This is a genomic window from Spiroplasma endosymbiont of Cantharis nigra (assembly GCF_964019925.1).
Classification (GTDB): domain Bacteria; phylum Bacillota_I; class Bacilli_A; order Mycoplasmatales; family Mycoplasmataceae; genus Spiroplasma_A.
This window is the reverse complement of the sequence record NZ_OZ026470.1, coordinates 704,201-729,398: the sequence shown is the minus strand read 5'-3', so window position 1 is coordinate 729,398 and position 25,198 is coordinate 704,201. Positions and strand designations below refer to the sequence as shown.

Annotated in this window: 24 protein-coding genes and 1 tRNA gene; all 25 read left to right on the top strand. The window is 24.5% G+C overall.

Features of this window, described 5'->3' with window-relative positions; all coding sequences use genetic code 4:
* Positions 1–33: 33 nt before the first annotated feature.
* The 25 genes from AACL04_RS03085 to hrcA all read left to right on the top strand — a co-directional run bounded on the left by AACL04_RS03085 (position 34) and on the right by hrcA (position 25,198).
* On the top strand, positions 34–894 hold the full coding sequence (locus AACL04_RS03085; protein WP_339029455.1) for a lipoprotein: 861 nt from the start codon (positions 34–36) through the stop codon (positions 892–894).
* Positions 895–897: 3 nt separating this feature from the next.
* Positions 898–3,651 (top strand): hypothetical protein, encoded by a 2,754-nt coding sequence (locus AACL04_RS03080; protein ID WP_339029453.1) that lies wholly within the window; start codon positions 898–900, stop codon positions 3,649–3,651.
* Positions 3,652–3,660: 9 nt separating this feature from the next.
* On the top strand, positions 3,661–5,745 hold the full coding sequence (locus AACL04_RS03075; RefSeq protein ID WP_339029451.1) for a hypothetical protein: 2,085 nt from the start codon (positions 3,661–3,663) through the stop codon (positions 5,743–5,745).
* Complete coding sequence (locus AACL04_RS03070; protein ID WP_339029449.1) at positions 5,746–7,215, top strand: hypothetical protein; 1,470 nt, start codon at positions 5,746–5,748, stop codon at positions 7,213–7,215.
* Positions 7,216–7,316: 101 nt separating this feature from the next.
* A tRNA-Arg gene (locus AACL04_RS03065) sits at positions 7,317–7,393 on the top strand.
* Positions 7,394–7,479: 86 nt separating this feature from the next.
* Entirely contained in the window at positions 7,480–8,250 is a 771-nt protein-coding gene (locus tag AACL04_RS03060; RefSeq protein WP_339029447.1) for a GNAT family N-acetyltransferase, read from the top strand.
* Between the two features lie 129 nt (positions 8,251–8,379).
* A complete protein-coding gene (locus tag AACL04_RS03055; RefSeq protein ID WP_339029446.1) occupies positions 8,380–9,531 on the top strand; it encodes a hypothetical protein in 1,152 nt (383 codons plus the stop codon).
* Between the two features lie 311 nt (positions 9,532–9,842).
* Positions 9,843–10,226, top strand: a complete 384-nt coding sequence (gene rpsP, locus AACL04_RS03050) for a 30S ribosomal protein S16 (RefSeq protein WP_339029445.1) — start codon at positions 9,843–9,845, stop codon at positions 10,224–10,226.
* A gap of 2 nt (positions 10,227–10,228) precedes the next feature.
* Positions 10,229–10,489: a hypothetical protein gene (locus AACL04_RS03045; protein WP_339029444.1), complete on the top strand. Its 261-nt coding sequence runs from the start codon at positions 10,229–10,231 to the stop codon at positions 10,487–10,489.
* Positions 10,482–10,976 carry a ribosome maturation factor RimM gene (rimM, locus tag AACL04_RS03040; RefSeq protein ID WP_339029443.1) on the top strand — a complete coding sequence of 165 codons (495 nt, stop codon included), beginning with the start codon at positions 10,482–10,484 and terminating at the stop codon, positions 10,974–10,976. Before AACL04_RS03045 ends, rimM begins: the two co-directional genes overlap by 8 nt.
* Positions 10,976–11,707, top strand: a complete 732-nt coding sequence (gene trmD, locus AACL04_RS03035) for a tRNA (guanosine(37)-N1)-methyltransferase TrmD (RefSeq protein ID WP_339029441.1) — start codon at positions 10,976–10,978, stop codon at positions 11,705–11,707. The genes rimM and trmD overlap by 1 nt, the downstream gene beginning before the upstream one ends.
* Entirely contained in the window at positions 11,707–12,099 is a 393-nt protein-coding gene (rplS, locus tag AACL04_RS03030) for a 50S ribosomal protein L19 (protein ID WP_422397907.1), read from the top strand. The genes trmD and rplS overlap by 1 nt, the downstream gene beginning before the upstream one ends.
* A 100-nt stretch (positions 12,100–12,199) precedes the next feature.
* Complete coding sequence (locus AACL04_RS03025; protein WP_339029437.1) at positions 12,200–12,943, top strand: DUF3196 family protein; 744 nt, start codon at positions 12,200–12,202, stop codon at positions 12,941–12,943.
* 18 nt (positions 12,944–12,961) lie between these two features.
* Positions 12,962–13,315 (top strand): hypothetical protein, encoded by a 354-nt coding sequence (locus AACL04_RS03020; RefSeq protein WP_339029435.1) that lies wholly within the window; start codon positions 12,962–12,964, stop codon positions 13,313–13,315.
* Positions 13,316–13,340: 25 nt separating this feature from the next.
* Positions 13,341–14,633, top strand: a complete 1,293-nt coding sequence (obgE, locus tag AACL04_RS03015) for a GTPase ObgE (RefSeq protein WP_339029433.1) — start codon at positions 13,341–13,343, stop codon at positions 14,631–14,633.
* 1 nt (position 14,634) lies between these two features.
* Complete coding sequence (gene nadE, locus AACL04_RS03010; RefSeq protein ID WP_339029431.1) at positions 14,635–15,363, top strand: NAD(+) synthase; 729 nt, start codon at positions 14,635–14,637, stop codon at positions 15,361–15,363.
* A gap of 295 nt (positions 15,364–15,658) precedes the next feature.
* The gene (locus AACL04_RS03005; protein ID WP_339029429.1) at positions 15,659–16,762 is read left to right on the top strand and encodes a lipoprotein; all 1,104 of its coding nucleotides are present in this window, start codon (positions 15,659–15,661) and stop codon (positions 16,760–16,762) included.
* 191 nt (positions 16,763–16,953) lie between these two features.
* Positions 16,954–17,445 carry a hypothetical protein gene (locus AACL04_RS03000; protein WP_339029427.1) on the top strand — a complete coding sequence of 164 codons (492 nt, stop codon included), beginning with the start codon at positions 16,954–16,956 and terminating at the stop codon, positions 17,443–17,445.
* Between the two features lie 109 nt (positions 17,446–17,554).
* Positions 17,555–17,830 carry a TIGR04561 family membrane protein gene (locus AACL04_RS02995; RefSeq protein WP_339029425.1) on the top strand — a complete coding sequence of 92 codons (276 nt, stop codon included), beginning with the start codon at positions 17,555–17,557 and terminating at the stop codon, positions 17,828–17,830.
* A 36-nt stretch (positions 17,831–17,866) separates the two neighbouring features.
* Positions 17,867–19,351: an MSC_0882 family membrane protein gene (locus AACL04_RS02990; RefSeq protein WP_339029423.1), complete on the top strand. Its 1,485-nt coding sequence runs from the start codon at positions 17,867–17,869 to the stop codon at positions 19,349–19,351.
* Entirely contained in the window at positions 19,330–20,442 is a 1,113-nt protein-coding gene (gene hemW / locus AACL04_RS02985; protein ID WP_339029421.1) for a radical SAM family heme chaperone HemW, read from the top strand. Before AACL04_RS02990 ends, hemW begins: the two co-directional genes overlap by 22 nt.
* Before the next feature lies 1 nt (position 20,443).
* Positions 20,444–20,947 (top strand): isochorismatase family protein, encoded by a 504-nt coding sequence (locus tag AACL04_RS02980; protein WP_339029419.1) that lies wholly within the window; start codon positions 20,444–20,446, stop codon positions 20,945–20,947.
* 29 nt (positions 20,948–20,976) lie between these two features.
* Positions 20,977–21,723 (top strand): hypothetical protein, encoded by a 747-nt coding sequence (locus AACL04_RS02975; protein ID WP_339029417.1) that lies wholly within the window; start codon positions 20,977–20,979, stop codon positions 21,721–21,723.
* Between the two features lie 245 nt (positions 21,724–21,968).
* Positions 21,969–24,116: an ATP-dependent Clp protease ATP-binding subunit gene (locus tag AACL04_RS02970; RefSeq protein ID WP_339029415.1), complete on the top strand. Its 2,148-nt coding sequence runs from the start codon at positions 21,969–21,971 to the stop codon at positions 24,114–24,116.
* A 62-nt stretch (positions 24,117–24,178) separates the two neighbouring features.
* Entirely contained in the window at positions 24,179–25,198 is a 1,020-nt protein-coding gene (gene hrcA, locus AACL04_RS02965) for a heat-inducible transcriptional repressor HrcA (RefSeq protein WP_339029413.1), read from the top strand.

The window sequence follows — 25,198 nt, the reverse complement described above, 5'->3', positions numbered from 1 at the left end:
AATATAATATTTTTGAAAAGGAAAAGGAAAACAATGAGAAAATTATTAACAATTTTAGGAACTGTAACTTTAGTTGCATCTTCATCTTTTAGTGTTATAGCATGTAATAACCCAGGACCAGATCCTGTGATTAAAAAAGATTTAACAGATGAATTATTGAAAGAATTTGTCAATGAAATTGGTGAAATTAATTATGAAGGGCCATTTATATTTGAAGAAGGATATAAAATAAATGATGGAATAATGGGGACAAGTTCAATTTTAGGACATTTAGCTTTGGAACAGTTTTATGATTTAATTAATGAGAAATTTAACTATAAAGATTATTCTTTTATTCATGCAACAGCAGAAACATTAAATCAAGAAATTAATGAAATAAAAAATAATGTTAAATATACGTTTGACATATCTTTTACATATAGAAGTAATAACGAATTTAATGAGGCAAAAAATGACTGACTAAATTTTAAATTCAATTTCACTCAAACACAAAAATATGAAAATGAAAAATATTTAGACAATTTTTTTAATTCAACTATAAATAAAAATTTCTATAAAAATAACAAAGGAATGAGTACATCATGATTTAAGGAAGTAGATATATTTCAGAGTTTGAATATAAAAGTAACTACTGATAAATTAAATCAACTTAAAGAAAAACAAGATAAACTTGATGAACTTACAAAAGAACTTGAAATAAGTATAAAAAAAGATGAGAATGATCAAAAAATATCGATATTAAATTTAGTAAATATTAATGTTGTAAATTTTAATTTATTAGATGAAAATGATAAGTATTATGATTTATATAGTTTAAACTTAGTAATCTCATTGAAAGACAATAAAAGTATTTTTTTAGAAAAAGAAATAAATACTCGTTTGTATAAAAAATAATAAATGAAAAAGATATTTAAGAGCAAAAAAACTATATTATCATTAATTGCTGGATCATCTTTAGTAATATCAACATCACTTATAGGAATTTTGACTATAACAAATAGTTATAATAATAATTTTTCTCACTATGTTTTTGATGGTAAAACATTTAATACAAAAGAGGAATTAAATGAGTATATTGATAATAATATTAATTATACTTCAAAAGAAACGGCACACGATTTTTATTTATATGATTCCAAGCCTTATGCTGTTGATAGTTTATATGATATAACAAAGGATTTAGAAAAGAAATACTCGATTAAAGAGTATAAAACTTATAAAAATATTAATAATAATATAATTGACACTTCTAATCAGTTATCTGATAATGTTATAACAAATGAAAATGAAAAATTAATAGAAATTTATAAGGGAAGCGATAATAGAGCTTATACAAATAAAAATGAAGCTATTGATACATTTCAAGATATTAAAAAACAATATATGATCAATAATTTAAACGGAGAAGAGAATATAGAATTCTCTAATCAAAATGACGCAATTGCCTATTATGAAAGTGTTATAAGAAAGCAAATTGAGTCTGGAGAGCAAACAGATAAATATAATATATCTGGTTTAGACATGACAAAAGAACAAGTTTTACAATGAATTGGTCAAACATCTGATACTAGATATGAGCATAATGGATTTTATTGATCGCCTAATGATATACCAAATATATCAAATTTAAATCTAACAAATTTAGATAAAGAAAAAATTCAACCATTTAAACCAATTAAAAATGCTTATTGATTAAATTTTGATTCAAATGGTCTATCAGGAACATTTTCAGGACCTCAGTATATTGAGTCTAATTTAAGTACTTCTCAATTTATGACTCAATTATATACTGGTTGAAATAGAGTTGAAACAAAAGGAATGAATGCTTTATTGGCACCATTGATGGGTATTTCATCTTTTATTAAAGCTTCTGCAAATTTAACTGAAAAAAAAGTAAATAAGGAATGAAATTTGGAGGACTTGTTTGTAAGTGAAATTAATCAGAAAGAGGAAACTCTTGAAAGATTATTTAATAGAATTTATGGAGAAGATATAACTAAATCGGGTTCATTTGATTATAAAAAAATACAAACTAATTTATCATCTGTTGACGACTTACCTGTTTTTGAAAAAAACTTAGTTTTTTTAAAGAACTTATATCTTTTCATAATTACAAGAAATAATAATGGTAAAGAACAAAAAGTATTAGATTTAATTAATTTTTTAAAACAGACTTTAAGAGAGCTAATTGAATCAACTACTACTGTTGTTGATGAAGAATTTTTAGATAGTCTATTTATTGAAGAAACATTAGAAACAACAAGAAAAGAAGACATATTAAATTTTTCAGATATACTAGATTTATTTTTAAATCCCTCAAAATTCCAATATACTTCTCCAAGTAAACTAGTTGGTATGGATGGATTATTAATGGCATTAAATGATGTTGGAGATATAGTATTTGGAGATTTTGATAAAATTAATGAACTTAAAAAAGATATTTCTAGAACAAGTGAAGAAATTAAAAAACTAAGTTTAGATAATGCATTATATCAATTTGAAAAAACTAAGTTTAGTTCTGAAAAAGAAAAAAAACAATATCAAGATGAATTAATAAAAAAATATGATCTTGCAAAAGTAGACTCAAAAACAGGAGAAGTTAAATTTAAAAAAAATGATAATAATACAATATCACCTATGAAGGGTTTTGACAAAGCTTTAGCTGGTTTTAATGTGGCAAAAGCCGTTTGAGATATAGGAAATATAGTCTCATTCTTGTCATATAGAACATATGAAAATGATTTAGGAAATGGACAAGTATTGAAATATCAAGTAATAGGTTTTAAAATACCACTTCTTGGAATTGAAATAGATAATGATGATTTTAAGAAAAATATTAATCAAGTTCCATTAATTCAAACTGATTCAGCATTTATGCCAGAGCCAGATAAAACAGTAAACCCAAATGAAGATGGTTATTATATTGTTTATGGAAGTTTATTCACTGGAATAGCAAAAGCAGAGGAATATTTGAAAAATTATATAGTTTCAAACCCTTTAAAATTTAGTGATACAAACATGTTATATATAAATGTAATGTCTCAACAAGAAGAGTTTGAAGTGAAAATTGATAATAGCAGTGACAATGAAAATGAAATGGAATACCAATTTATTACACAGTTTGAAGAATTTAAATTAAAAATATTTGATAAATATTTTGCTTCGAAGTCTGTTAAACAATATAGTGATGGTTTTGGTAATTTCTTTCAAAATAAAGCTGATGCATTAAACAGTATGAGTCAAAATATAACTAATAAGAAATTTGTTACTAAATATAAAATAACTAATTCTGGAATGAGTTATTATTATGATACTTTAAACCAAGCTTGAGAACAGCAAAAAAAATTTTTAGAAAATAAAATAGAAAGCAAAACAATATTAAATTCTGATTTAATTAAAACAACATATTATAATGAATTAGAAGAATATAGTGGGATAAATTACTCAATATTTAAAGTATATTTTAAAGGTAAAAATCGTTATTTTGCTACTTATAATGATGCATTGTACTATATTTTTAATAATTCAGACATAAAAAGAAAAACAGATACTTCAGTCTATTACGAAATAAGTTTTAGAGGAATGTTATTTACAAGTGAAGCTGTCTTTTATCAATGAGTTTCAAAAAATACAAAAGAAGTAAAGGGGTAGGTGATTAAAATGATTGGTTTAAAAGCAGTATTAGCTTTCTCAAGCTTAAATATGGTTGCAACTCCTTTAACAGCGGTTGGCTATAGTACCACTTTAAATTCAATAGAAAATTCTATTGAATTTGAAAATCTTTATAATAGTATTAAAGATAATGCAAAACCTGTTGATCAAATTGAAAAATGATCTATTGATGGATTAGATTTTTATAGCGAAGATGAACTTTATTTATACTTAACTGAAATGGAAAATATTAAAGAATTTCAAACTAGTTCTAATCCAAATAAAATTATTAAAGATGCCGGAAATGGAATACTAGATGAAACAAAAATTTATGATTTAGAACAAGAAAATTTTCAAAGAATTTATAGAGATGCTTTTGGTAATGTTTCTATAAATAAGGAAGCAGCTTTAAGTACTTACGTAAATGGAGGCTCTGTTACCCATAAGTATAGCTATGATAACTTAAATTGATTCGATTCTCCAGAAGAGGCCAAAAATGATTATGTTTATCAAGGTGGATTACATAAATCTTTATACTACTATATAAATGGACGCTATTATAATGTATTTAATAAGGAAGATGAAAGTGCTTTAAAAAATATTTTAAAAGAAGGCTATAGAGTTTCTGCAAGTGAAATTACAGGACAAAATGTTTTATATGGAACTAAAAAAACAATACAAGATACAATTGAAGCAACTTTAAGAACTCCTTGAACAAAATCAAAAAACTCTTTAGATGAAAATGATTTAAATTATGAAAACTTTATCAATCTTGATGTTGAAAAGTGATTTAGATTTACTACAACAAAAGGAATTGATTTTAAAATTCATTATAATGATGGAAGTGAATCTATTACTTCATCTGAAGGACAAAATATTAAGTTTGATGATTCATCAATCACTAGAGAAATTTTAATAAATAAAAACAATTGAAGAGAAGTAAATGAAAAAAATAAAGGTAAAAGATATCATTATTATTTTGAAAAGCCAGGTATTGATAAGAAAGTAAATAAAAAATTCTCAAAAATAGAATATTATCCAACAAAGAAAGGTAAAAAAAAGAATCCCGCAAATGTAAATTTTAGTCTTCAATCAGTTGAAGAACTTGGACAAACAAACGTGAAACTATTTGCAGATTTTAATAATAAAAACCTACTTTCAGACATTAAATTAACTAGAATTGTTTCAAATTATCAGGATTTATCAACGCAGGAAGTGAATGATTTATATAAAATTTGATATAATGATTTTAAAATAAAAAAATTATTTAAAGACATACCAGAAGAAATAAATAATGAAACTAATATTAGCGATGTTAATAGACCAATGAATAAGTACAATGTAGCAAAAGACTATTTATATGACGTAAATGGTCAACAAGGAGAAAAATATTCATTTTATGAAAGCCAATATAATTATCATCAAAAGAATAAACATGATATCTTAAATGGTGAAACTAGAATAGAAAATAATGAAATAGTTTATAAAATTAGAGATGATTTTTGAGCTACAAAAGAGCAAGTGGAAAACTATACTTTCCTATATGGAGATATGGATGTTAGATTAATGTATACACATATTGATCAACAAGATATCTCTTCACAAGATGGACTAGTTTTATCAGCAACAGAGGCAGAAGCAAGAAGAAAAATGTTTGAGTATGAATCAGCAATTCTTTTAAATAGATATTTTGCATATGATGTTTTTGGAAACTTTGAATCTTCTGCAGAATCAGGTGATGAAGCAATAAAAGCAATGAGAAAAAAAGTAAATTTAACAAGTAAATTTATTAATAAAAAAGAAATAGACTCATGAAATGGTCAACCAAGGTCATATAGTGAAATTGTTCAAGATGGTGTTTATACAATTTATGGTATAAGCTCAATAAATTCTGTTGGAGGAAAAATTTACTTTTATAGTTATCTAAAAGCTCTTGAAGCTGTTATGGAAGGTATTTCACACTCTACACAATATTCAAATGAGTTAATTAATATATATATGTACACAAATATTGATAAAGATGGTAATAGTAAAGTTTATACTTTTAGAAATGATTATGAACTTAAGAAAATTGTAGAAGAAATTCTTCAATAGATGAAAACTATTAAAAAAAATAAATATGATAATCAAAAAGTAATAAGGTCATCTATAATAATTTTAATTAGTACTATTTGAATATTTTCCTTAATATTTTTAGGGAATATTATTAATAATATTAATATTCCTTTAATAATTTTATTTATAATGTTATTAATTTTAGGTAGTATTTTAAAGTATATTAACATTTCCAAGAATAGCTTAAATGAAATCAGGAATTATTATGTAATAGAAATTACTTTACTGATATTCTCAGCATATTTAATGATTAGTAACTATACTATATATTCATTTTGAAATATTATTTTTAGTGTAGTTCATCCATCATTTATTGTTGGCTTTTGTTTTATTGCTTCTTTTACAATAGGGTTATTTCTTCCAAATAAATTTGCTAGATTGGTATTAATACCTTTAATATTTATTTATCCGATTCAGTTTTTAAACATATCTTCAAAATGAATGATTTATGGTTCATTAGTATCTTCAATATGTTTAATTGAAATAATCTATGGTGTTTTAAATAATTTAAATGAACAAAGACATAGAATTGAAGAGTTAAACTCAACAATAATGGTAATTTTATTAAAAATAATATTACCTATATTAGTAATTTCTATTTTACTATTCTTTTTTCTAGGACATGAAAAACTAGCATCTTTTTCAAATGTTATATATATTAAAAAATGGAAAGTAGTCATTTTATTACTTCCATTATTGATTTTTATTATATTATTAATCATTTCAATTAATCTAAAAATATCAACTTTAATATTTTTAATTGGTAATGTGATAACTACTTTAAGTCTAAAAGATTTCTCAAATTCTACAGATTATAATAATTTTGACTTTTTATTTACTAGTCTTAATATGGATTTCTCTTCTAACTTTGAACTATTAATTATTATCTTATTGCATGCTATTACTGGAGGAATGCTTATATCTTCTATTAATTATGCGTATACAGAATGAAAAATCTATAATATTAATTTTAAGGTTTTAAAAGATATTGATACTAATATTAATAAGTTTAAAAAAAATAATAGCTATGCTATTAAATTCTTTATTCTAAAGAGTTCATTTTTAGAAGCGTTTTATTTGTCTGAAAATAGAATTAATTTAGCTCCTTTTTTAAATGTAACAAAAGGTTTCGAACCGGAATTATTATATAAGCATTTAATAAGTATAAATTTAAAAAACTCAATAATGTTTTTATTACCTTTTAATACATTTTTAACGTCTATTTTTATTGTATATGGTTTTCAAAATGAGAATAATTGAAAAATAATATCAAATTATTACTCTGGTTGTTTAACTTTATATATCAATATTTTATTTAGTCTAGTTTTAATATTTTGAGATAAACTACAATTAAAATATTTAGGTAAATGATTTTCTAAAAAACAAAATCTACCTATAAAAAATAAAAAAACTCATAAATCTAATAAATTTGGTAAAAAGGCAAAATAATTTAAATTTTAGAATATTTATAATACTATATTTTTATAACCAAAGAGATAAAATTGTAGCATTCTTGTCTAAAATTTGCTATTATTATTTTGTCTTATTTTGCCCACGTAGCTCAGTAGGATAGAGCATGCGCCTTCTAAGCGTAGGGTCAGAAGTTCGAATCTTCTCGTGGGCGCCAATTTAAAAAAATACATGCCAGCTTTTGCTAGCATTTTTTTTATTTTTTTGTAAAATAAGTGTGTTGAGGTTTAGAGGTAATAATATATGGAATTCAAATATAAATCAAAAATGTCAGAAGTAAAAAAATATGACATAATTGCAAAAGTTTATTTAAGTTATTATGTTGATCCAGTTAATAATGAAATTAACAAGTTAGAAATAAATGAGCATGAATTATTATCTTTTAATGATCATCCAACCTCAATTATAAAGAAAAATTGAGATTATAATTTTGAGGGACTTAATGAAATTAAAAAGTATAGTCCAAAGTTTGTAACTAATTTTACAAATAAAGCTTATCAAAAGCAAAAACTAATTAATGAAATTAAGTTTAAGATTAATTATCAATTTATGTCGCTTAATTTAAAAAATTTACAAAAGTATGAAAAATATAGTGTTAAAAAGGCTGAATTTATAAAAGTTGATACTAAAGAGCAATTAGACAATTTTGTAAAGATAGTTGGAACAATATTTTCAGATGAAGTAACAGATTCTAAAAAATTTTATGGAATTTTTGAAGAGTATCAAAAGGTAAGCGAGCTTTACATTATAAAATATGATGGTCAATATGTAGGAACAGGTCATTTAACTCACTTTGATGAAAATATAACTGTTATTGATGATATTGCAATGTTAGAAGTTGCAAGAGGAAAAGGTCTTGCCACTTTTTTAATGAAGTCATTAATAAATAGATGTTTAGAAAAGGGCCAAAAGGAAGCATGTCTGTTTGGTAGTAAAATGGCTTTTAATATTTATAAAAAATTAGGTTTCACAGAAGAAAATTTCTGATTAGAACAATTTAAGTTAGTTTACTAACAAGAGAATATAGGTGATTTTATTAAAAAATTTAGTATACAGTTAGTTTTTATATGTTTTTTATTTTTTATGTATTATTTTTATAGTGCTTGAGTTAATAATTTAAAGGATAAAGGTGAAGGAGAATTGATGTTTCAATTATTTGATCCTTTTAAATTAATTCTTTTAGGTACAATATTTACAATTATTTATGGAGCAATTAAAAGTCTATTATTTTCAAGATTTGTAAATCTTAAAACTTATAGAAAAAATTTGAGAGATAATATTCTTTTTCAATTTGAAAATACTATTATTTATATTGATAATTTAAAAAAAATTATTGCAGCAAATGATTTAAATGGAGCTAAAAAAGCTTTAAAGGATTTTAAATCTATTAGTTATATACCAAATTATTTATCAGATTTTATTGATAAATTAGCAAATAACTTATTATTAGAAAAGGATATAAAAGTATTTTCAGAGGCAATAGAAGTAATTTCAAATAATGTCAAAGAAACTTTTAATATTGAAAGAGAAAGAGTACTTAAAAATCAAAGGGGATTACAAGAATTAAAAATGTCAGAAGCTTATTATACAAATACAAGTTGAGATTCAATTAAGTATAATTTAGCTCTAAATAATTTAGATAATAGTCATGCAAGTAGATGAAAAATATCTAGCTTATATATTTCTAAATTTAAAAATTCTTTATTTATGGCATTTTTATTAAATATGACTATTTTTGTAATTGCCGGAGTTATAATGTCTTTAAATAGTATTAAAATAAACAATTACTTTTTTGCTGGTTTTGCATTAGCAATGTTAATAGTCGCTATGATTCATTACAATATCTCAATTATTGTTTCTTCAAAAAAATTGAATATTAAAATATATTGGTTGCATCTACTAGTTTATTACGTAATTATTTCAATAATATTTGCAAATATTATACTTAATGTTATTTTCTTTCCAGATGTATCAACAAATAATGGTTCAGAAGAGCCAGCTTGATATAATTCAGAGCTTCTTAATCTATTAAAAAGTATTTTATATATTGTATTTTCAACAATGTTATTAACATATGTATTTGGTGGTCTTTTAGAACTTTTAGAACAATCTAAATTCAATTTAATAAACTCAATTGAAACGTTTATAGTGCCATTGATAATATTTATTACTACTTTAGTAATAAATATATTATCAATATCTAAAGATCAAAATACATACTATATTATTAATTTTACTATTCTTATAATGTTTTGAATATTTATAGGTTTATGAAATAAATTTTTTGCAAGATAGATTTTAAAATCTTTTTATATTTCTAAATTCTAATATTATATAAAATTTAAAATATTATATGTTATATTACTTTTAATATTATGTTATATGAAAAGAAATATACACGCTAAAATTTGCTATAAATGCAAGATACGAATTTCAGATGGAGATGTTTATGAGCATTTTGAAGAAGAGGACATATTTTCAAATAGAGTAATATTTTATGCTCATAATAAGTGCTTAAAATAAGTTTGTTAAGTAATTTAACTTGACAAACTTTTTTTTTAGTTTAATATTAATAATGTTCTTAAATAGAAAAAAGGAGGATAAAAATGGTTAAATTAAGATTAAAAAGAGCTGGTAAAAAAAGAGCTGCATTTTATAGAATTGTAGCTTCAGATGCCCGTGTTAAACGTGATGGAGAATACATCGAATTAATTGGTACATACAATCCAATTAATGGAGAAGTAAGTCTTAAAAAGGAAATAGCTTTAAAATGACTTCAACAAGGTGCTCAACCAACTGATACTGTAAGAAATATTCTTTCAAAAGAAGGAGTTATGACTGATTTACACAATGCTAAATTGGAAAGTAAAAAAAGTCAGCCAAAAGCTAGTAAAAAAGTAGCAAAACCAAAAGTTACAACTGCTGCTAAAACTGCAAAGGCACCAACTAAAAAAGTTACTGAAACAAAAGAAAATAATTCAGATAAATAGTGATGCAAGATGTTTTTAAGACATTTGAAAGAATTTTAAAAGACATTATTCCAAAAGACATATTATATGTTTTAAAGCAAAAATACGAAACTGATAAAACTTATGAATTCATTCTTGTAATTGAAGAAAAGAATGAAGATTTTTTTAAAAACAAAAAAAATGAGGGTTTTATAGAAGCAATTACTAATTTATGTAATTCTGAAGTATCTATTTTTTCTAAGAAAATTATTATAGATTTAGAGGTTTTAGAACTACATGTTTAATAATTTACAAAAAATAGGAAAAATTGTTGCAACCCATGGTTTAAAAGGTGAAGTAAAATTTAAGTTGGAAGGTAATTTAATTCTTGTTAAAGATATAAAAAAGGAGCAATTCTTTTTAGAAAGTAGTTCTAAAAACTTAGATGTTTTTGAAGTTGAAAAATCTTACTTTTTAAATAAAAAACACATAATTGCTTTAGAAAATATTAAAGATATTGAAAGTGCTCAAAAATTAATTAATAGTTTGGTATATGTAAAAAAAGAATCTGAAATTGTAGAAGAGGAATTTAGCTATATTGGATTTGAATGTTTTTATCAAAAAAATTCTTATGGAAAAGTTATTGATGAAATGTTTAATGGTGCACATGACTTGATAAAAGTTGAAATAGATAATAAGCAAATTTGGGTTCCTTGCGTTGAATTCTATTTGGAAAAAATAGATATTGAAAGTAAGAAAATATATATGAAGCAAATTGAGGTTTTATTATAATGAAATTTTCAATTATAACTTTATTTCCCAACTTAATTAATTCTTATATATCAGAGTCAATAATTAAGAGAGCAATCGAAAAAAATAGCATTGATGTTGAAATTATTGATCTTAGAAATCACACAACCCTTAAACATAATCAAGTTGATGATTATCAACTTGGTGGTGGAAAAGGAATGGTTTTAATGGTAGAACCAGTTGTCAATGCAATTGAAAGTTGTAAAAAGGAAAATAGTTTGGTAGTTTTAACAAGTCCTCAAGGTCAAACTTGAAATCAAAATTTGGCAAAACAGTATTCTTTAAAATATGAGCATATAATATTAATATGTGGTCATTATGAAGGTTTTGACGAAAGAATTCTAGATTATGTTGATTTAGAATTATCTATTGGCGATTATGTTTTAACTGGTGGTGAAATAGCAAGTATAGTTATTTTAGATTCTATAACTAGATTATTAGATGGTGTAATTGCAAAAGATTCACATATAAATGATAGTTTTGAAAATAACTTATTAGATCATCCAGTCTATACAAAGCCAATTGATTTTAGAGGTAAAAAAGCTCCAGAGGTTTTAACAAGTGGACATCATGCAAATGTTGAAAAATATCGTCAAGAAGGTAGATTAAGAAATACTTTTAATAAAAGACCAGATCTTTTAGAAAAGAGTGAATTAAGCAAATTAGATTTAGAATTTATAGAAAAATTAAAAAAAATGAAAGGAGATAAATAATTATGAATATGTTAACAAAAAACACAAAAGCATTAATTGATGAACAATTGAATACTAATCTTCCAAATTTTACATCAGGAGATACTATCAAAGTTAATGTAAAAATTAAAGAGGGAGAAAAATTCCGTATCCAAGCATTTGAAGGTGTAGTTATTAAAACTCAAGGAAGTGGAATTTCATATTCAGTTTGTGTAAGAAAAAACTCAAATGGAGTTTTTGTTGAAAGAACTTTCCCAGTTCATTCACCAATTATTGAAAATATTGAAATAATTAAACGTGGACGTGTAAGAAGAGCTAGAATTTACTATATTAGAAAATTAACTGGAAAAGCTGCACGTATTAAAGAAGTTATTAATAATAAAACAAAAGATGCTTCAGCAGTTAAAAAATAATTATTTAATTTTAAATCTTTCATACATTTGAAAGATTTTTTTGTTTCTATTTATTTAATTCTTAAAAAAGGTAAAATATTAGATATTAAGAGGTACTTTTATGAAAAATTATTATGAAGAAATAATGCAAAAAATTAGTGAAGCAATGGCTAAAAATGATTATGATCAGGCTTTTGAAATTGTTTGTGAGGAATTAAATGCTCCATATGTACCTCAAGATTTTGAAAAGCAGTTGGAACAAATGCAAAGAAAAATAATGGAAAAACTTAATTTTAATGAAAAAAATTTTATAAATTGAACAACAGATAAAGTTGTTGATATTATGTCAAAAAAACTAGATCAAGAATCTCATTTAATGGCTTTTGATGCTTTGAGGGGATTAAATGCTAGATTAATTCTAGAAGAAATTAAAGTTTATTTATTAGATGGTGAGATAAAAGCGGAATATAAAACATTTTTAATTATGGTTTTAATTGAACAATTAGTAGATCAAGAAATATTTATTGAAAAAAATGGTTCTACTATATCTATAAATCCTTCAAAATTTAATTTAAGAGAAGCACAAGAAATTTTAAAAGATATTGAATTAAAAATAGAGCAAACTATTTATGATTCAAATCCAAGTTTATTTACAATTTGTCAACACATTGCAAACTCATATTTTTACAATGTTTTTCCAATTTTAAATTTTGATAACTTTACATTAAATGATTTAGCAATGGCAATTATTATGAAGGCTTGTGATTCATTAGGAATTAGTTTAGAAGAGGGTTTAGAATTAAAAATAGATTTTAATAAGGAAAATACAATGTTATTATTAAGTGAGTTAAATAATATCATTTAAAGAAAAGAGGTAAAAATTATGATAAAAACAACTTTCACAGAAGAGGATTTTGTAAAATTCAATGACCCAAAAAATGTAATGATGCAATTATTTGGAGTTACTTGTTCAGTTTGTGGTATTGATGAAATAGATTTTATAGATGAAAAAGCACCAAAAACATTTGGCCAAATTGCAAAGGAAATATTGGATGAAAATCCTGAAATTGACGATGATGAGTTAAATGACATGATAGAGCCTCAAATTGAAGCATGGCAAGAGTTAGATGATTATAATGCTTCAATTGGTATGCCAACATTTTTATGTCATAATTGTTATACTCAATTGATCAATGGTGAAATATCAATATCAATGAATAGCGATAGTTTAGAATAGTATATAAAAGAGGAGAACTTAGTTCATGAAATTTGTAGATTTAGCGCATTTTAATATTAAATCAGGTAAAGGTGGCGATGGAGCTGTTTCTTTTCGTCATGAACTATATGTAGCAAATGGAGGACCCAATGGTGGTGATGGTGGAAAAGGTGGTGATATTATTTTCATAGCAGATGAAGGTAAATCATCATTATTAGACTTAAAATTACAAAAATTTTACAGTGCAGAAGATGGTTTTAAAGGCGATATTAAAAATATGCATGGTAAAAATGGTAAGGATACTTATATCAAAGTCCCCGTAGGAACAATTATTTATAATAATGATACAAAGGAATTATTATTTGATTTTATTAGTGATGGACAACAAGAAGTTTTGGCTCAAGGTGGTAAAGGTGGCAGAGGAAATGCAAGATTTGCAAACTCAAGAAATAAGGCTCCAACAATTTTTGAAGCAGGAGACCCAGGACAAGAAGTAAATATTAAAGCGGAATTAAAAGTATTAGCAGATGTTGGATTTGTTGGACTTCCAAATGCTGGAAAATCTACTTTATTAAGAGCTATTTCAAACTCTAAACCTCAGATTGCAGATTATCCTTTTACAACCTTAAACCCACAATTAGGAGTGAGTAGAGATAAAAGCGGAAGAACTTTTACTGTAGCAGATTTGCCAGGACTAATTGAGGGAGCTAGTTTAGGAAAAGGTTTAGGTCATGAATTTTTAAGACACATTGAAAGATGTAAAATAATTTGTCATGTTATTGATATGTCAGGAAATTATGCAACAGAAGATGTTGTAAAAAATTATGAATTAATTAGAAAAGAACTTATTGAGTATAATTTTAATTTAGAAAAAAGAGTTGAAATTATTGTAGCTAATAAAATTGATATTGATGAAGCTAAAATAAATCTTTTATACTTTAAGGAAAAATATAAAGATAAAAAAATTATTGAAGTTTCTGGATTGACTAAAATTAATATTGATCAATTATTATTAGAAATAGGTTCTACTTTAGAAATAGTAAAAGATATTCCTTTATGAGAAATAAAAGATGAAAATCCTCAAGATTATAAAGTTTATAACTTTGAATCTGACTTAAAAGATATTCAAGTCAAAAATCTTGGAAATGGTAGATGAAGAATTGAAGGTGAGGATGTTTATAAAGCGTATCAAAAAACTCCAATCTCAACTTATGATAATTTACTACTGTTTAATGAAAAACTTAAACATTTAGGTGTTTATAATATCTTAAGAGAAAAAGGAGCCCAACGTGGTGATGTAGTTAAAGTTTTTGATATAGAATTGGAGTGAATGGATTAGTATGCAATTAAAAGAATATTTAGATTATTTAGTAAATTGATTACAACAAGAAGTTAAAAAAGCAAATCAAAAAGGTGTTATTGTAGGAATTAGTGGTGGTATTGATTCAGCTGTTGTTGCAGCTCTTGCAAAAAAAGCATTTCCAGATGATTATTTGACTGTTTGAATGCCATGTAAATCTAGTGAGTTAGATGAAAAATGCAAATTAGAATTAATTAATAAGCTTAATTTAAAAAATGTATCAGTTGATTTATCTAAAACATTTGAGGTTCTATCAGATTCATTAAATAAATCTGGAATTGAACAATCAAAAATAGCTCTTGCAAATTCTAAAGCAAGATTAAGAATGACAACACTTTATTCAATGGCTCAAACTCATAATTATTTAGTTTTGGGAACTGATAATGCTGATGAATGACATATTGGTTATTTTACAAAGTTTGGTGATGGAGGAGTGGATTTATTACCAATTGTTCATCTTTTAAAAAGAGAAGTTAGAGAAGCTGCAAAAATTTTAGGTGTGCCTGAATCAATTATAAATAGAGCTCCAACTGCAAGTTTATGAGAAGATCAAACAGATGAATCTGAAATAGGCTTTAGCTATGATTTAATCGATGATTATATTAGTGGTAAATTAGTGGATATTGAAGTAAAAGAAAGAGTTGATTATTTGAACAAAATTTCAGAACATAAAAGAAAAGCTGCTCCAGCTCCAAAAAATATTAGATAGTACTTTAAAGTTTTAGACTTTAAAGTTTTTTTATTTAAAAAAATAACACTTATTTGATTATTTTTTGATAAAATGAATTTGAAAGGGTAAAAAATAGAAATAAAAATTTAACATATTTAGTAATAAAATTCATCAATAAGTTTATATATCTAAAAAATAAAATAACGTATACAAATAATTTTATATAAAATTTTTTAATTACTTTATCCCTTCATTATTTTAAAATAGTAATCAAATTAAATAATATATTATAAGTAAAAAATTTGTTAGTTATAAGAAATGGAGAAAATTAAAAATGAAAAAATTATTAGCAGTACTTGGTTCAATAACATTGGTAACTTCAAGTTCGTTTACAGTAGTATCTTGTTTTGGAGGGACAACTGACCCAGAAAAAGAGAAAACTAAGTGATCAGATGAAGAAATTTTAGAAAGATTTGGTTCATTAGAAATTAATGAATTAGATAATGGTGACTTAGAGTTATCATCAAAAGATGATCACTTTAAGATTTGATCAGGTTCAAGTAATGGAAATAAATATGAAAGAATCGTTAAAAAAGATGATGTAGATAATAATAATGTTAATTTTTTATATGATAGTTTACTTCCAATGGATGCAAGTTTAGAAAAACCATTTGGAATAGAATTGATGTCAGGATTTTATGTTGGTAAAAGTGAAGATGAAGTAAAACAAGCTTTTTCAAATGTTTATAATAATATTCAAATTGAATTTGGTTCAGAAATGACAAATGATAATCATTGGAATCTAAAAAAGAAAAATGCATTCTCAATATTTTTGGGATCAGGACATATATCAGGTTATACATTTTCATGTACAAGGATATGAGAGGATGTACTAAAAATCAAAACAAATAAAGGAGAAGATATTTATATTGGTTTAATTTCATTATATATAGATTACTTTGTGGGGTATGTAACAAGTAATTTAAGCACTTGAATGAAACAATTTTTTGAAGAATATAGTAGTCAACTAAACTCTCCAGATTTACTAATTGAAGAAGTGGTAAATGAAAAAGGCAAGATTATTGCAAATAGCAAAAATCAGCATCTAAATTTAAAATTATATAATGCTAATTTTACATTTAAACAAAAGATTGATTATAAGCAAGATGAAGAAACAGAAGTTAGAAATACTGAAATTGAATATGCGTTAAATTCATATATTAGAAGTAAAGTTTCATCTCATACCTCTGAATTTAATTATAAATATGAAAATTCATCTTATAAAGATTTTTATTTTGACCATATCATAGACTTAGAAGATCCTAATAAAGATAAGGAAAGTCATTATAATAGGGGATTTGAAATATGAGGACCAAATAATAAGAGTTGAGATTATAACAGTATAATATATACAAAAATGGATATTATCAACAGTTAATTTATTTAAAAATATTAGATATAATTTTATTATTAACTTCAATTATTAAAAGTTGAAGTTTTTTATTTTTAAATTAAATTCTCTTATATAATTGTCATTAGTATAAATCAATTAAATAGATAATTATTAAAACTTTTTTATATTAATGGACTTTTTTGTTAGATAATTAAATAAATAAGGAGAACTATAAAATGACAGAAGTACAAGCAAATAGTATAAGTGAATATATTGATAATTTACCAGATGAAATAGCAGATAAGATGTTTGAAGAATTAATAGCTGGAATGAGTTTATATTTTGCTATTGTTTTATTTGGAGAAGAAATTGAAAAAAATTATGAGCCATTAAAATTAGATGGAAAACCCCTTGAAGAAATAGCAAGAGTTGTTAAAGAAAATGAAATAGGTGAAGAAGAGGTTTATTCTGCTCTAATGGGTTCATTGCAAGAAGAATCAGATGCTGAATTATTTGCAGAAGATTGTGTACAATCAATTGCTTTTAGTCCTGATTTTCCTAAAGAAGTTTTAGAAAAATTAAAAGAATTAGATATTGAATTAAATGACTTTTCAATGAACTTAATTGTTACTTTAAAGGATGAATTTATTGACTTTTTTGTTAATGATTTAGATATTCAAGAGTGAAAAAATGATATTATTGACGCTTTAGTGGCAAGTTGAGACTAAAAAAAATGATAAAACTAGATTAAAAAAATCTAGTTTTTTTAATAAATATGTTATTATAATTAAGATTGTAGATAGGGTAATTTACAGTTGGGCTAAAAAGGTGATTGTTATGAAAACACTATTAATGAGTAAAACAAATTTTAAAGTATTAGACTTTAGTCTTCCTTTATGAGTTGTATTGCTAGTTTTTACAATAATTGCATCTATTTCTTTAACTATATATTTTTTAATACTTTTTAGAAAAAATTCAAAATTTTACTTTGAAAAAGAACAAGTATCAGCAGATGAATTTAAAAGACTTGAAAAATTTGAAAATCAAAGAAATAATTTTGAGCTAGAAATAGCTAAAATTAAAAAAATTCAAAGAGATAGAAGAAAAAAATAAAACCTTTTTATGCTCATAAAAAAAGGGGCGTTTTTTATGAGTGGATTAGTAAATCCAATTAAAAATGAAGAATTAAATGAAAATCAAAACCAACAAACTGTTGGAACTTTTGCGTTAAATTCAAACCCTCAAAATAATCCTAATTACTTTAACGAAACAGCAATATATCAAAAAAATTTAATTGAAAATAAGAACTCTGGGTATATAAGACCAAGACAATTAAATTTTGATAATAGTTATCAACAAAATAGAATGCCTGATTATAAGAGAAGTGAAGTAAGAGATCCAAATGAAAAATTCTATCTTCAAAATAATCAAAGAGATTTAATTCAATATCAACAACCAAGATATCAACCAACTCAAATGCAGTCATATGTAAATTATCAAAATCAATATAGTAATAATTTAAAACAAGAGCGTTTAGATTTTGAAAATATGTCAAGAATTAATTATGGAAATTATAGAGATGAAAATCAATATAATAGAATGGTTTATCCTCCAAACAATCAAATCAATAATCTTCAAAGAAATGAAATTTATAATAATAAGCCTTTATATGAAAATTATCATATGCCAAATAATAATATGCAATATGGCTATAATGATTTCTCTAATAATAATCAATTTTATAATCCAAATCCAAATTTTGGATATAATCCAGAAGTTGACTATGCACCAGTTAGTTCAAATAATTATAATCCTTATGAGCATAATTCATATGGAGAAAGAATGAAAAAGGCAAATATCATTCCAAAAGAAATAGCTAAGGAAATAAGAAGTGAAAAATTAAGAATATTTTTAATTTTCTTAATAGGAGTAGTTGGTATAATTACGACTTCAATTATGTTAGCAATTTATTATAAAGCTGGAGATAATGGAACTTACATGGGAGTAGAAAGAGCAAAAGTAATGTATCCTTTCTTCTCAATAACATTATTAATTGTATCAGCAGGATTTTTTATAACTAGTTTAACTGACTTTGCCTTTATTTATTCAAATGTCAAAAAATATGAAAAGGATCTTTTATTTGGAAAAGAGCTCGTACCTTATTTTATTACTAGAAATTATAGAACTTTAATATCAAGAGGAGTTTATTTAAACTGAGTATCATTTTGTATTTATATTTTTGGAGCAATTTCATTAGCAATAATGTATGGTTTACAAAGTAAATATTTAAATGGAAATCCAGATATTTATTTCTTATTTTGAAAAGTTGGGAGTCTGAAATCACTAGATTCAGAAATTAAAACAAATATAGTTATTTTATTTATTACTTTAATAGTTCACGTATTAAACATAGTAACAACTAGAACAAGAAAAAATAATTTAATTGGGTATTATGGATATGAAATAATACCACAACAAGAAATAAAAGAAATTAGAAAAAAAGCAAATAAAGTTTGTATGATTATATTCTTTACTTCAATGGCAATTCTTTTATTTTTAATTGTTATACCTTGATTAATTATTAGAAAAAAAAGAGGTCTTTCATTAAAACCATGAGGAGTAATAAATCAATAGATAGAAAAATTAATAGTTTATATGTTCACATTCCATTTTGTGAACATATTTGTTTTTATTGTGATTTTGTAAAAGTAAAAAAACCACAAGATCCAAAAATAATTGAAAAGTATTTAGACAAAATTGAGTTTGAATTAGAGGGCTACGAAAATAGATTAGAAGATATTCAAAGTATTTATATTGGGGGAGGAACTCCAAGTTGTTTAAACGAAGAGCAAACAAGAAGGATGTGCAATATTCTTTTAAAGTTTACTAATAAACCAAACTTTGAATATTCAATAGAGTTAAACCCTGAATCAGTTACACTAGAAAAATTAAATATTTATAAGGAATTTAATATTAATAGAGTTAGTATGGGAATTCAAACTTTTGACAATGAATTATTAAAAAAAATTGGAAGAATTCACGATAATTCATTAGCAATAAAAGCTTTCAAACTAATTCGAAAAGCGGGATTTAAAAATGTAAGTATAGATTTAATGTATAACTTATATGATCAAACTAAAGAAAATATTGCAACAGATTTAAAGTATCTTAAGGAATTAAAACCAGATCATATTTCATGATATTCATTAATAATGAAAGAAAAATCAATTTGGGGAAGAAAAAATATGAAACTACCCGAAAATGACGAGTTATTTGATGAAATAGTTAATCAAGGTCTTAAAGATTTAGGTTATATTAGATATGAAATATCAAATTATGCTTTAGGAGAAAATAATAAATCATTTCATAATATTAGTTATTGAAATAATTCCACATTTGCTGGTGTAGGTATTGGTGCTACAGGATTTGAACAAATTGATAATAAATATTATCTGACTAAAAATGAAGGCAATATTTTAAATTATAAAAAAGAGTTTGAGTTGCTTTCACAAGAAGATTATTATTTTCAAATTATAATGATGGGTTTAAGAATGGTAGAAGGAATTGATGTGTCTTTAGAAAAAAATAAAGAGATAGTTACTTTTTATCAACAAAAAATTGAACAAAAAATTGAACAAAATTTATTAGAAATAGTTAATAATAATCTTAGATGTACAGAAAGGGGATTTAATATCCTAAATGAGATATTAATAGATTTTTTATAATATGAAAAAAGCTTTAATTGTAGTAGATTATCAATATGATTTTGCAAATCCTTTGGGAAAACTTTATGTGCCTCAGGGTGAATTAATTCAAAAGAAAATTGAAAACAAAATTAGTGAATATAAAAAGAATGGAAATTATGTTATTTTTTCCGGAGATTTTCATCCCCAAAATCACATTTCTTTTATTGAATGACCAGAACATTGCGTAGTTAATTCACAAGGTGCAGAGTTTATTATTGATTCATCAAATGCTGACTTAATAATAAGAAAAGGAACTAAATTAGATTATGATAGTTATTCTGCTTTTTATATTTCTAAAGATAAAGAAAATGAGAAGTTAAATGTTGAATCTGAATTAGACTTTTGATTAAAAACTAAAAAAGTAGAGGATTTAGAGATATGTGGTTTAGCTTTAGAAGTTTGTGTGCAAGCTACATATGATGATGCTATTAAAAAAGGATATAATTCTGTAATTAATTATGATCTTTCTAAAAAAATAAATTAAAAAGAGCGATTAATTGTTTGGAGGAACACATGCTTAAACAATTAAAAACTATTGATAATAACAATTTATCTTTTTTAAAAGTAACTAATGATGATAATTTTATAGATTTTAAAGATATTATATATAACTTTTCAAATCAACCTCAGGTAAAAATAGAGCAAAAGTACGATATACTTTTTTCTGAGGCAATTAAAAGTAATTCTTTCATAAAAATAGTAAAAGAGTTGGAAAGAGAATTTAATAAGACTTATATTTTGTGAAAACTAACAGAGAATATATCTTATTGAACAACAATGTTTTTTTCTAGTAAGTTTACAATTGGCAATGGATTTAAAATATTGCAAAGAGTATTTATTTTAAAACAAATCTTTTTAACTCAATTAAGATATAACTCAAATATTTGATTGAAGTTAACTAAAAAACAAACTGAAAAAATTAAAAACTCTAAGGATTCAAATGCTATTAATTATAAGTTAATTTTACTATTTTATGATTTTAATGAAAATGAAGATTTAAAAAGTCTAATTAATGAAGAACAAAAACTGCTTTTAAATTTAGTTTTGAGATCAGATAAAACTGAAGATTTTATTGAGCTAAATAAAAATATAAATTTGGATGTATTTAAATATTTGCCAATAAATATGAAACTCTTTCAAGGAGAAGTAATTAGATCAACTTCAAATTTAAATTTAAAAGAAAAGGCAAAATTAGCTTATTCCACTTTTATGCAACTATATTGTATTTTTATTGAGGAAAATTATTCTAATAAAATTTAATACTTAAAAGCACTGGTCTAAACTAGTGCTTTTAATTTGTGCTTTTATTTTTAGTTGGGATGTATATTTACTAGATAGATTTCTAATTGATAAGTAAGCAATTAACACCTTATTCTTAAATTCAAATTATTTTATAAAAATTTCAAAAAATTAGCACTTAAACATTGACATTGCTAAAACAAAATGTAATATATTATTGATTAGCAATTAGACACATAGAGTGCTAATCAAGAGGAGGAATGTTTATGGATTTTACACAAAAACCAGATCCTTTAAATGATCCAGAAATCCTAAATAAATATACAAGGGATTTAACAAAGGATGCAAAAGAAGGAAAAATTGATCCAATCATTGGAAGAGATGATGAGATTATGAGAGTAATTAGAATATTAAGTAGAAAGACTAAAAATAATCCGGTTTTAATTGGTGAGCCTGGTGTTGGTAAAACAGCTATTGCAGAAGGTTTAGCTCAACGAATAAATAAAGGTGATGTTCCAAGTGTTTTAAAAGATAAAAAAATTCTAGAGTTAGACATGGGAAGTGTTATGGCTGGAGCTAGTTTTTTAGGAGATTATGAAGCAAGAATCAAGGGAATTGTAAATGCAATTCAAAAAGAAAATGGTCAAATAATATTATTTATCGATGAATTACATTTAATTGTGGGAGCAGGTAAAACTGGAAACGGGGGAGGAATGGATGTTTCAAACCTATTAAAACCTTCTCTTGCTAGAGGTGGTATTAAAGTTATTGGAGCAACAACTCTAAAAGAATACAGAGAATATATAGAAAAAGATGCGGCACTTGAAAGAAGATTTCAAAAAGTTATTGTAAGTGAACCCACTATTGAAGAAACAATTTCAATTTTAAGAGGATTAAAGGAGCGTTTTGAAACATACCATGGAGTAAGAATTCATGATAATGCTTTAGTTGCAGCTGCACAATTAAGTGATAGATATATCTCCGATAGATTTTTACCAGATAAGGCAATTGACTTGGTAGACGAGGCAAGTGCAACAATTAAAACAGAGTTAGCATCAGTTCCTACAGAGTTATATCAAATTGATAGAAAAGTTATGCAATTAGAAATTGAAAAAGCAGCACTTTCTAAGGAGCAAGATGAAAAATCTAAAGATAGATTACAACAAGCCGAAAAAGAACTAAAAAATTTAAAAACAAAACAAGCCGAATTTAATAATAAATGAAATTCTGAAAAAAAAGCATTAGAAAAAATTAATCAGTTTAGGTCTACTATTGATAGTTTAAAAATTGAACTAGAGCAAGTTCAAGCACAAGCTAATTATCAAAGAGCTGGAGAAATTCAATATTCATTATTACCAGCCTTAGAAAAACAATTAAGTTCTGCACTTGATAATAATAAGGAAAAATTAATTTCAGAGGAGGTTACTGAAATTGAAATTGCTTCAATTGTATCTAAATGAACTGGAATAGAAATGGAAAATCTAATTGAAAGTGAGAAACAAAAACTTTTAGGTTTAAGTACAACACTTAAAAAAATGGTAAAAGGTCAAAATCAAGCATTAGAACTTGTATCTGATGCAATTATTCGAAGTAGAAGTGGAATTAAAGACCCAAATAAGCCAATAGGTAGTTTCTTATTTTTAGGTCCAACTGGTGTTGGTAAAACAGAAGTTGCAAAATCACTTGCAAAAAATTTATTTGGAAGTGAGAAAAAAATGCTTAGATTTGATATGTCTGAATATATGGAAAAACATTCAGTATCTAAATTATTAGGTTCTCCTCCTGGTTATGTTGGTTATGAAGAGGGAGGTAAACTTACTGAGGCTGTAAGAAGAGCCCCATATTCAATACTATTATTTGATGAAGTAGAAAAAGCTCATCCAGATGTTTTTAATATATTTTTACAAATTTTAGATGATGGTAGAGTTACTGATTCTCTTGGAAAGACAATTGATTTTAAAAATACAATCATAATTATGACTTCAAATATTGGTTCTGAATATCTAATTTCAACACCACCAGAGTTAATTGACCAAGATGTTCTAAATGAGAATTTAAGAAAATTCTTTAGACCTGAATTTTTAAATAGAATTGATAATATTGTGACTTTCAATGCTTTATCTAAAGATGTTATTAAAGAAGTTATTATAAAAACTTTAGATGAATTAAAAGAGAGAGTTTTATTATCAAATGAATATATTATAAATTTTACAGATTCATCTATAAAAAAAATTTTAGAAGAAGGTTATGATCAACAATATGGTGCTCGACCAATTAAAAGATATATTGAAAGAAATATTGAGACTTTAATTGCAAGGGCAATAGTTTCGAGTGAGATAGAACCTAAGAGAAATTATGTAATTGATGTTAAAAATAACAATTTTGTACTATCAACTTCAAATAAATTAAATTAGCACTTGATTATTAAGAGTGCTATTGATAAACTAGAAATGTATTGTTATGGAGGTGTTTTTAATTGTTAACAAAACGTCAAAACCTAATTTTAAAATCCATTATAGAAGAATATATTAAAACTGCATTACCAGTTGGTTCTAAAAGGATTCAAGAGGTATTAACAATGGAAGTATCATCTGCAACAATTAGAAATGAATCAGCATTTCTAGAGGAACAAGGCTTTTTAGAAAAAGCTCATACTTCTTCTGGAAAAGTTCCTTCAACAAAAGGTTATAGATACTATGTTGATAATCTTATGGAATCAAATAACATTGAAGATATCAAAGTTCAGATTAATGAGATCTTTAAAAAAAGAGGAGCCACTATTGATGAGATTTTAGAAAAAACCTCATCAATCTTAAGCGAAATGACAAAATTAGCAACAGTTGTTGCGACTTCAGAAGTAAATGGTGAATTACTCTTATCAAAAATTGAATTAATACCTATTTCAAATAAATCTGCAGTTGTAATATTTGTTCTTTCAAATGGAGCAATTGAAAATAAAAATATAAATCTTGATTCAATAACTTTAGAAGAACTAAGATTATCAATTGATTTATTTAATGAAAGATTAGTAAATTCTAAAATTTCTGAAATTGAAACAAAATCACAAGCAATGATTCCTGTATTAAGACAGCAAGTTAAAAAATATGAGTTTGTATTACAAACTTTAATAGGAGCTTTAATACATACAGATTCAAATAAATCAAGAACAAGTGGTGTTAAATATTTATTAGAAAACCCAGAGTTTAATGATGCAAATAAGATAAAAGATATTATTCAATTTATTGAAAATGCTTCTCCCTTTGTTTGATTTAATTACCAAAGTAAAACAAACAAAACTACTGTAGCTATTGGTTTAGAAACAGGTAATGAAAATGATGATATTGCAGTTATTGGGACAAACTTTCCCACAAAAGGTGGGGGCAAAGGTGCTTTAGCTCTAGTTGGGCCTAAAAGAATTGAATATGATAAAGTGTCAAAACTTTTAGAATGAATAAGCAATAAAATTGAAGAAAAGTTTTTGTTGGAAGGAGAATAA